The sequence below is a fragment of the Sphingomonas sp. genome (assembly GCF_025362505.1).
Classification (GTDB): Bacteria; Pseudomonadota; Alphaproteobacteria; order Sphingomonadales; family Sphingomonadaceae; genus Sphingomicrobium.
The window spans coordinates 1-8,757 of the sequence record NZ_JANYGG010000101.1 but is presented as its reverse complement, the minus strand read 5'-3'; the positions used below and the strand labels follow the sequence as shown (position 1 = coordinate 8,757).

Here is an 8,757-nt window from a genome sequence, read left to right as displayed (position 1 = left end):
CATGATCTTGCAGATCTTTTGCGCATGGCGTTCCGACAGCGACCCGCCGAACACGGTGAAATCCTGCGCGAACACATAGACCAGCCGCCCGTTGATCGTGCCCGACCCGGTCACCACCCCGTCGCCCGGAAACTTCTGCGTCTCCATCCCGAAGTCGGCGCAATTATGCTCGACGAACACGTCGACTTCCTCGAAGCTCTCCTGGTCGAGCAGCACCGCCAGTCGCTCGCGCGCGGTCAGCCGACCCTTGGCGTGCTGCGCCGCGATGCGTTTCTCGCCTCCGCCCAGCTTGGCCGCGGCACGGCGTGCCTCAAGTTGTTCGATCGTCGTCGCCATCGCCTCGTCCTTTCGTGCCGCAATCCCCCTTCCACGCCCTCGCCGACCGCGTCAATTCCGGTTCATTTCGTAACCGCAGCAAAATCATGCTCGGCCTGGCGGGACACGCGGAACCACGCGGCCAGCCTCGCCGTTATAACTTGGTAACAACAGTCTTTTCATTGGAGTTGAGCGTGATGGCAAGTGGTGTTGGCGCGTCGGTCGGTTCTGGCAGTGAGGCGCTGCGCCCAGCCGAGGCACCTCCCACCCTGCTCTGCTTTTCGCACCTGCGGTGGGATTTCGTGTTCCAGCGCCCGCAGCACCTGATGAACCGCTTCGCTCGCTCGGCGCCGGTCGTCGTGTGGGAAGAACCGATCGACGGCGAAGACGGCGCCTCGCCCTCGCTCGACATCCGCCCGGCGGCCAAGACCGGCGGCGTGACCATCATCACCCCCCGACTGCCCCGGGGCGGCTCCGATGACGAGCGCAACGCGACGCTCACGAAGCTGCTCGACGGCTATCTCGCCGGCGTAACCGGCCGGATCGTCGCCTGGTACTACACCCCGATGATGCTGCCGTTCTCGCGGCACCTCGACCCGGCCTGCACCGTCTACGATTGCATGGACGAGCTTGCCAACTTCCGCTTCGCCCCGCGCGAACTGCTCGACCTCGAGCGCGAGTTGCTCGAACGCGCCGACGTCGTCTTCACCGGCGGCTATTCGCTGTATGAATCGAAGAAGCAGCGCCACGGCAACGTTCACCCCTTCCCCTCGTCGGTTGACCGCGACCATTTCGCCGCCGCCCGCGGCTCCATCGCCGACCCCGCCGACCAGGCCAGCCTCGCCCACCCGCGGCTCGGCTTCTACGGCGTGATCGACGAGCGGATCGACCTCGACCTCCTCGCCGCCATCGCCGACGCCCGCCCGCAATGGCAGCTCGTGATGGTCGGGCCTGTGGTCAAGATCTCCGAGGACGAGCTCCCCCGCCGCGCCAACATCCACTACCTCGGCGGCAAGTCCTATGACGAGCTTCCGGCCTATCTCGCGCACTGGGACGTCGCGTTGATGCCGTTCGCGATCAACGCCGCGACGCGCTTCATCTCGCCGACCAAGACTCCCGAATATCTCGCCGCCGGGGTGCCGGTCGTCTCGACCCCGATCCGCGACGTCAAGCGCCACTATGAGCGCGTCGCCGGCGTCCGCATCGCCGGTACCGCCGAGCAGTTCATCGCCGGTTGCGAGGTCCAGCTCGCGCTGCGCAAGTCGGGCGATCGCTGGCTCGCCGAGGTTGACGGCCTGCTGTCGACGATGAGCTGGGACATCACCCAGGCGCGCATGGCCGCGCTGATCGACGAGGTCATCGCCAAGGACGTATCCGCCGACACCAGGCCCGCGATTGGCGGAAGCGCTGCCGCCGTCGCGCACATCGCCGCGACCCGCAAATATGATTATCTGATCGTCGGCTGCGGGTTCGCCGGCTCGGTCCTCGCCGAGCGGCTCGCCAAGCAGCATGGCGCGCGCATCCTGATGATCGACAAGCGCGACCATATCGGCGGCAACGCGTTCGACGAAAAGGACGCGGCGGGCATCCTGATGCACCGCTACGGCCCGCACATCTTCCACACCAACTCGGACGACGTATTCGCCTATCTGTCGAACTTCACCAAGTGGCGCGCCTACGAGCACCGCGTGCTCGCCAGCGTGCGCAACAAGCTCGTCCCGATCCCGATCAACCGCACGACATTGAACGAGCTGTTCGACCTCGACCTCAAGACCGACGACGAAGCCGCCGAATTCCTCGCGTCGCGCGCCGAGCATGTCGACGAAATCAGGACCTCGGAAGACGTCGTCATCAACGCCGTCGGCCGCGAACTCTATGAACTGTTCTTCCGCGGCTACACCCGCAAGCAGTGGGGCCTCGACCCGAGCCAGCTCGACAAACTCGTCACCGCGCGCATCCCGACGCGGACCAATACCGATGACCGCTACTTCACCGACCGGCACCAGGCGATGCCGGCCGACGGCTATACCGCGATGTTCAAGGCGATGCTCGACCATCCCAACATCGACATCGCATTGGGCGCCGATTATCGCGACGTCCGCAACGAGGTCGAGGCCGAGCACCTCATCTACACCGGCCCGATCGACGAATATTTCGACTTCCGCTTCGGCAAGCTGCCTTACCGCAGCCTGAAATTCGAGCACAAGACGCTCGATCAGCCGCAATACCAGGCGGTCGGCACGGTCAATTACCCGTCGGAGGAAACCCCCTATACCCGCATCAGCGAGTATAAGCATCTGACCGGCCAGAAGTCGGATCGCACCAGCATCACGCTGGAATATCCGGCGGCCGAGGGCGACCCCTATTACCCGATTCCCCGGCCCGAGAATCAGGCCCTGTTCAAGCGTTACGAAGCGCTGGCCGATGCCACCCCCGACGTCACCTTCGTCGGCCGGCTCGCGACCTACCGCTATTACAACATGGATCAGATCGTCGGACAGGCGCTTGCCACCTTCCGGCGCATCGATGCGGCTCGCAAGGCGAAGCTCGGCGCCACCAGCGCCTCTCCCGCCTCCTCGAGCGAACTGCGCATCGTGGCCTGATCTGACGAGCTTCTCGATGAAGCCTTCGGGGGACCGTGAAGGCGCCCGCCCCGCCGCGCTCGAGCTGTGGGGCGGCGTCGAATGTACCCTGGTGCGGATCGGCGATGAGTGGCGCGACCAGCTCACAGAGACCGGCCATCGGACACGTCCGGGCGACATCGACGCGATCGCCGCGCTGGGCATCAGGGCGATCCGCTATCCTATCCTGTGGGACGATGTTGCCCGCGATGGCCCCGACGCGCTCGATTTCAGCTGGCACGACGCCCGGCTCGCTCGTTTGCGCCACCACGGCATCCGGGTCATCGCCGGGCTCGTCCATCACGGCTCGGGCCCGCGCTGGACCGACCTCGACGATCCCGACTGGGCCGCGAAACTCGGCGCCTTCGCGGGCGAGGTCGCACAGCGCTATCCGTGGATCGACACCTGGACGCCGGTCAACGAACCGCTGACCACCGCGCGCTTCTCGTTCCTTTACGGCCACTGGTACCCCCACCGCCGTCGCATGTCGGCGACATTGCGGGCGTTGACGACCCAGTGCGAAGGAATTGCCTCTGCAATGCGCGCCATCCGCGCGGTGAACCCCGCCGCCAGGCTGCTCGTCACCGAGGATTTCGGCCGCGTCTTTTCGACCCCCGCGCTCGCCTACCAGGCCGAGCATGAGAACGAACGCCGCTGGCTGAGCATCGACCTCCTCGCCGGCAGGGTCCGCGAGGGCCACCCCTTCTGGGACTGGATGCAAGGGGACGGGGTTACGCGCGACCGGCTCGCGGCCTTCCACGACGGCAACGCCACCCCCGACCTGATCGGCGTCGATCACTACCTCACCAGCGAGCGCTTCCTCGACGACCGCCTCGACCTCCACCCCGACGTCGTCCCCGGCGACAATGGCCGCCACCGCTACGCCGACATCGAGGCGGTCCGCATGCCCGAGGTCGCCGCCCACGTCGGCACCGCCGAGCGTCTGCGCGAGGTCTGGGCCCGCTACCAGATCCCGCTGGTCGTCGGCGAAGTCCACCATGGCTGCACCCGCGAGGAACAGGCACGCTGGCTGCTCGACGTGTGGCGCGACGCCCAGACCGTTCGCGACGAAGGCGTCGACCTTTGCGCCGTCACCCTGTGGGCGCTGGTCGGCGCGGTCGACTGGCGCTCCTTGCTCGTCCGCCGCGAAGGCCATTACGAAGCCGGTGCGTTCGACGCGCGCGGCCCGACCTTGCGCCGCACCCTCGTCGGCGCCCTCGCCGCGAAGCTCGCCCGCGACGGCACCGCCGATCACCCCGTGCTCGACCAGCCCGGCTGGTGGCACCGCCCCGGCCGCTTCTACGCCGCCCGCCACGACCCCGCCGACGAGCGTCTTCCCGGTCGCCGCCTGCTGATCACCGGCGCGACCGGCACGCTGGGCCAGGCGTTCGCGCGCATCTGCCACCATCGCGGCCTCGCCTGGCGCCTGACCACCCGCGCCGAGCTCGACATCACCGACCCGGCCTCGATCGCCGCCGCCATCGAGCGCGAGCGCCCGTGGGCCGTCATCAACGCCGCCGGGTTCGTGCGCCCGTGCGAGGCCGACGCGCGGCCCGACGAGTGCTTCTCGATCAATACCCTCGGCGCCGAGCAGCTTGCCCGCGCCTGCCGCATCGCCGGCCTGCCCTACGTCACCTTCTCCTCGGATCTCGTCTTCGACGGCCAGCTCGGCCGCCCCTATCTCGAGGCCGACTCCCCCTCCCCGCGCGGCGCCTATGGCCGCAGCAAGGCCGAGGCCGAGGCCCGCGTCCTCGCCGCCAACCACGACTCGCTCGTGATCCGCACCAGCACCTTCTTCGGCCCGTGGGACCGCCACAACTTCGCCTATGGCCTGATCGAGCGCCTTAAGCGCGGCGAGCATATCGACGATGTTGGCGACCAGACGATCGTCACCCCGACTTACGTCCCCGACCTCGTCCACGCCACGCTCGACCTGCTGCTCGACCGCGAGACCGGCATCCGCCACCTCGCCAACTCGGGCGAAGTCAGCTGGCACGACCTCGCCCGCTCGCTCGCGACACGTACCGGCCACGACCCGCGCCTCATCTCCGCCGCCGCCGGGGCCCCTTCGAACACCGGTCTGACGAGCGGCCACGGCCTCGCGCTGCGCCCGCTCGAAATCGCGCTCGACGACTTCGTTACCCACTCCGCCCCCCTTGCCGAACTGGCCTGACAGACCCCAAAGGCAACCGTCGCGCATTGCTGCACGGGAGGATAAAAATGGAACGGCAACATTGGCCGACCCGGCTATGGCTAGTGCGGCACGGACAGAGCCAGGGCAATGTCGCGCGCGACCAGGCACACCGCGCGGGCAACCTCATCATCGACCTCGACTGGCGCGACGTCGATGTTCCCTTGAGCGAGCTTGGCCAGCGCCAGGCCGAGGCCACCGGCCGCTGGTTGGCCGCGCTCCCCGAAGACCAGCGCCCCGAAGTCCTGCTGTCCTCGCCCTACGTCCGTGCGCGCCAGACTGCCGAAGCGATCCGCACGGCCGGCGGCCTGTCGGGGAGCACCAAATCCGTCATCCTCGACGAGCGCCTGCGCGAACGCGAATTCGGCGTGTTCGACGGCCTCACCACGATCGGCATCCGCCAGAAATATCCCGAAGAGGCCGCCCACCGCGCCAAGATGGGCAAATTCTACCACCGCCCGCCCGGTGGCGAGAGCTGGGCCGACGTCATCCTGCGCCTCCGCTCGGCCTTGAATTCGATCAATCTCCAGTACGAGAACAGCCGGGTGATGATCGTCTGCCACCAGGTCGTCGTGCTGTGCCTGCGCTACATCCTCGAGGAGCTGACCGAAGCGCAGATCCTCGACATCGACCGCCAGGCCGAGATCCTCAACTGCGGCATCTGCGCTTACGACTTCGGCATCGACCACAAGGGCCTGTGCGTCCCCGAGCTCGCGCTGTGGAACCACGGTGCACCGCTCGAGGAAGAAGGTGCCGAAAAGACCAGCGCCCCCGACGCGATGGCCGGCTCGCGCTAGACCATGATCGAACCTTGACCTACTCCGACTTGTATTTCTCCAGCTCGTCGCCAACCACCCGCACCACGTGCAGCACATTGGTCGACCCTGCGGTCTTGAACGGCACCCCCGCCAGGATCACGAGCCGCTCACCCGCCGCTGCCAGCTCATGGCGCAGCGCCACCCGTTTGGCCTTGGCGACCATCTCCTCGAAGCTCGCCACATCGCGCGTCTGGACCGCGTGCACCCCCCACTGCAGTCCGAGCCGCCGCGCGACCTTGTCGCTCGCCGTCATCGCCAGGATTTTCACCGGCGGACGTTCCCGGGCAATTCGCCGCGCGGTCGAACCGGAACTCGTATAGCAGGCCATTGCCCCGACCTTGAGGTTGGTCGCGATCGACCGCGCCGCGCCGGCCAGCGCGTCCGCCGCGGTCTCCTCGGGCAGCGTTTCGGTGAAATGGATCCGCGCCGCATAGACCGGGTCGCGCTCGATGTTGCAGCCGATACGATCCATCATCGCCACCGCCTCGATCGGATATTGCCCCGCCGCGCTCTCCGCCGACAGCATCACCGCGTCGGCGCCGTCATAGATTGCGGTCGCGACATCGCTCACCTCGGCCCGCGTCGGAGTCGGCGACACGATCATCGATTCGAGCATCTGCGTCGCCACCACCACCGGCTTGCCGAGTTGACGCGCCCGCGCCACGATCCGGTTCTGCAGCGGTGGCAAGCTCTCGGGCGGCAATTCGACCCCAAGGTCGCCGCGCGCGACCATCACCGCGTCGGCGAGGTGCAATATCTCGTCCAGCCGCTCGATCGCCTGCGGCTTCTCGATCTTCGCCAGCAGCCCCGCCCGGTCGCCGACCAGCTCGCGCGCCTCGGCCACATCCTCAGGCCGCTGGACAAACGACAGCGCGATATAGTCCGCCCCCATTTCCAGCGCGAACTGGAGGTCGGACCGGTCCTTCTCCGTCAGCGCCGGGATCGGCACCACCACGTCGGGGACATTGACCCCCTTGTTGTTTGATACCTTGCCGCCGACCTCGACGATCGCGCCGATCTTGCCCGGCTCGACCGCGGCAATCTTCAGCCGCACCTTGCCATCGTCGATCAGCAGGCGGTCGCCCGTCCGCGCCGCCGCGAACAGCTCGGGGTGCGGCAGCTCGACACGATTCTCGTTGCCCGGCGTCTCGTCGTCGTCGAACACGAACATCGTCCCCGGCATCAGCATCGCCGACCCGCCCTCGAAATTGCCGACGCGCAGCTTGGGTCCCTGCAGATCGAACACGATCGTCGTCGGCCGCCCGAGCTTCTTCTCCATGCTCCGCACCGTCTCGACCAGCTGGACCTTGTCGGCCTGCTCGCCGTGGCTCATGTTGATCCGGAATGCGTCCGCCCCCGCACGGATCAGCGCCTCGATCATCTCGGGAGTCGAACTCGCCGGGCCGAGCGTCGCCAAAATCTTCACCTTGCGGTCGCGCGGTTTCATCGGCTGCGTCACGTCAAATCCCCATCTTCGAGCGGCCTCGCCATAGAGCCTCGCGCCAATCGATCAACCGGCTTGAGCCCGCGCCGCGCCTCGCCTAACGCCGCCCCGCAACATCATATCGTGAGGAATCAACATGAGTGACGGCAATGTCGCAGCCGAACAGCTGCGACTGTTCATCGAGCGGATCGAGCGCCTCGAGGAAGAAAAAAAGGGCATGGCCGACGACGTCAAGGACGTTTACGCCGAAGCCAAGGCCAACGGTTACGACACCAAGACGATGCGCAAGGTCGTCGCGCTCCGCCGCCTCGAAGCCCATGTCCGCCAGGAAGCCGACGCACTCCTCGAAACGTATCGAACCGCGCTCGGCTTGGCCTAGCGCGGCACAAGGACGCGCTGGGCTTGGCCCAGCCCTGTTCGCTTGGCCGGGCGTCACACCCCGGCCAGCGACAGCCCCAGAAACAGCCCGTTCCCGCCCGCGTGCAGCGCGATATTGGCCCACATCCCGTAACGCACCCGGGCGAAACCGAAGATCGTTCCGGCAAATAATTGCGGCAGCACGAACGGCAGCAGCAGCCACGGCCGGTCGAGCGGATAATTGCTCATGTGCGCCAGCCCGAACGCCAGCGACGAAGCGAAGAACAGCCACGGGAAAGCTCGCTCGAACCACTGCGACACCCCGCTCCCGACCCGCCGCGCCAGCCGCCATCCGACGACCACCGCCAGCACCACCGCCCCGGCCAGCGCACCGATCAGGCCGAGCCCTTCGGACACCACCCGCACCAGCCCGAACAGGCTCGCCCCCAGCGCGGTCACCACCGCGGCGACCGCCAGATGCCGCCGCCGCCCGCTCAGCCAGCCGCGGAACATCAGCTCTTCGAACAGGGGAATGATCAGCGCCCCAATCAATAGCGTGAACAGCGGCCCGCGACTGATCAGTACCTCGAATTGCGGCGTCTTGAGCCCCTGGGCCTTCGCCAGCCCGGTCAGCACCGTCGCCAGCGGCAGTGCGACCATGACGTTGAGCAACAGCAGCCGCGCCACCTCGCCGACCGCCTGCTTGTCGAACCGCACCCGCTCCGCCGGCACTCGCGGCCGCGCCACGAACCGCGCCCACTCGACCCAGATCTCCGGCACGAGCCGCATCGCCCCGCCCCGGCCGCGATCGGACCGACTTGTCGTAACCTCGTCCATCCGGTTATGGGAGCCCTTCTCTTTTCGCCCGAACCTAATGCTCAGGAGCCCCGCCCGCATGGCCGGCCATTCGAAATTCAAGAATATCATGCACCGCAAGGGCGCGCAGGACAAGAAACGCTCGGGCATGTTCAGCAAGCTCAGCCGCGAAATCACCGTCGCGGCCAAGATGGG

7 protein-coding genes and 1 pseudogene are annotated in these 8,757 nt (G+C 67.2%); 5 read left to right on the top strand and 3 right to left on the bottom strand.

Translation table 11 applies throughout. The annotated features are described in order from the left end of the window. A partial coding sequence (locus Q0R27_RS09825; protein WP_293943874.1) for a carboxyl transferase domain-containing protein occupies positions 1–336 on the bottom strand: 336 nt, incomplete at its 3' end. Between the two features lie 176 nt (positions 337–512). Between Q0R27_RS09825 and glf the strand changes: the two genes are divergently transcribed. From glf to Q0R27_RS09810, 3 genes are read left to right on the top strand one after another with little or no spacing between them, the layout of a single operon-like run. Beyond that, positions 513–2,918: a UDP-galactopyranose mutase gene (glf, locus tag Q0R27_RS09820; protein WP_293943872.1), complete on the top strand. Its 2,406-nt coding sequence runs from the start codon at positions 513–515 to the stop codon at positions 2,916–2,918. Between the two features lie 16 nt (positions 2,919–2,934). Next, a complete protein-coding gene (locus Q0R27_RS09815) occupies positions 2,935–5,109 on the top strand; it encodes a family 1 glycosylhydrolase (RefSeq protein ID WP_293943870.1) in 2,175 nt (724 codons plus the stop codon). A 47-nt stretch (positions 5,110–5,156) separates the two neighbouring features. Then, the gene (locus Q0R27_RS09810; RefSeq protein WP_293943868.1) at positions 5,157–5,924 is read left to right on the top strand and encodes a histidine phosphatase family protein; all 768 of its coding nucleotides are present in this window, start codon (positions 5,157–5,159) and stop codon (positions 5,922–5,924) included. A gap of 19 nt (positions 5,925–5,943) precedes the next feature. On the opposite strand, the gene pyk is transcribed toward Q0R27_RS09810, so the two are convergent. Continuing rightward, entirely contained in the window at positions 5,944–7,392 is a 1,449-nt protein-coding gene (pyk, locus tag Q0R27_RS09805) for a pyruvate kinase (protein ID WP_293943878.1), read from the bottom strand. A 133-nt stretch (positions 7,393–7,525) separates the two neighbouring features. Here pyk and Q0R27_RS09800 point away from each other — a divergent pair, with 133 nt between their 5' ends. Then, entirely contained in the window at positions 7,526–7,768 is a 243-nt protein-coding gene (locus tag Q0R27_RS09800) for a DUF2312 domain-containing protein (protein ID WP_293943866.1), read from the top strand. Between the two features lie 53 nt (positions 7,769–7,821). Here Q0R27_RS09800 and Q0R27_RS09795 read toward each other — a convergent pair whose 3' ends face one another. Beyond that, entirely contained in the window at positions 7,822–8,535 is a 714-nt protein-coding gene (locus tag Q0R27_RS09795) for a CPBP family glutamic-type intramembrane protease (protein ID WP_293943864.1), read from the bottom strand. A 106-nt stretch (positions 8,536–8,641) separates the two neighbouring features. On the opposite strand from Q0R27_RS09795, the pseudogene Q0R27_RS09790 reads away from it, so the two are divergent. Then, positions 8,642–8,757: pseudogene (locus Q0R27_RS09790) on the top strand (YebC/PmpR family DNA-binding transcriptional regulator); the annotation flags it as partial.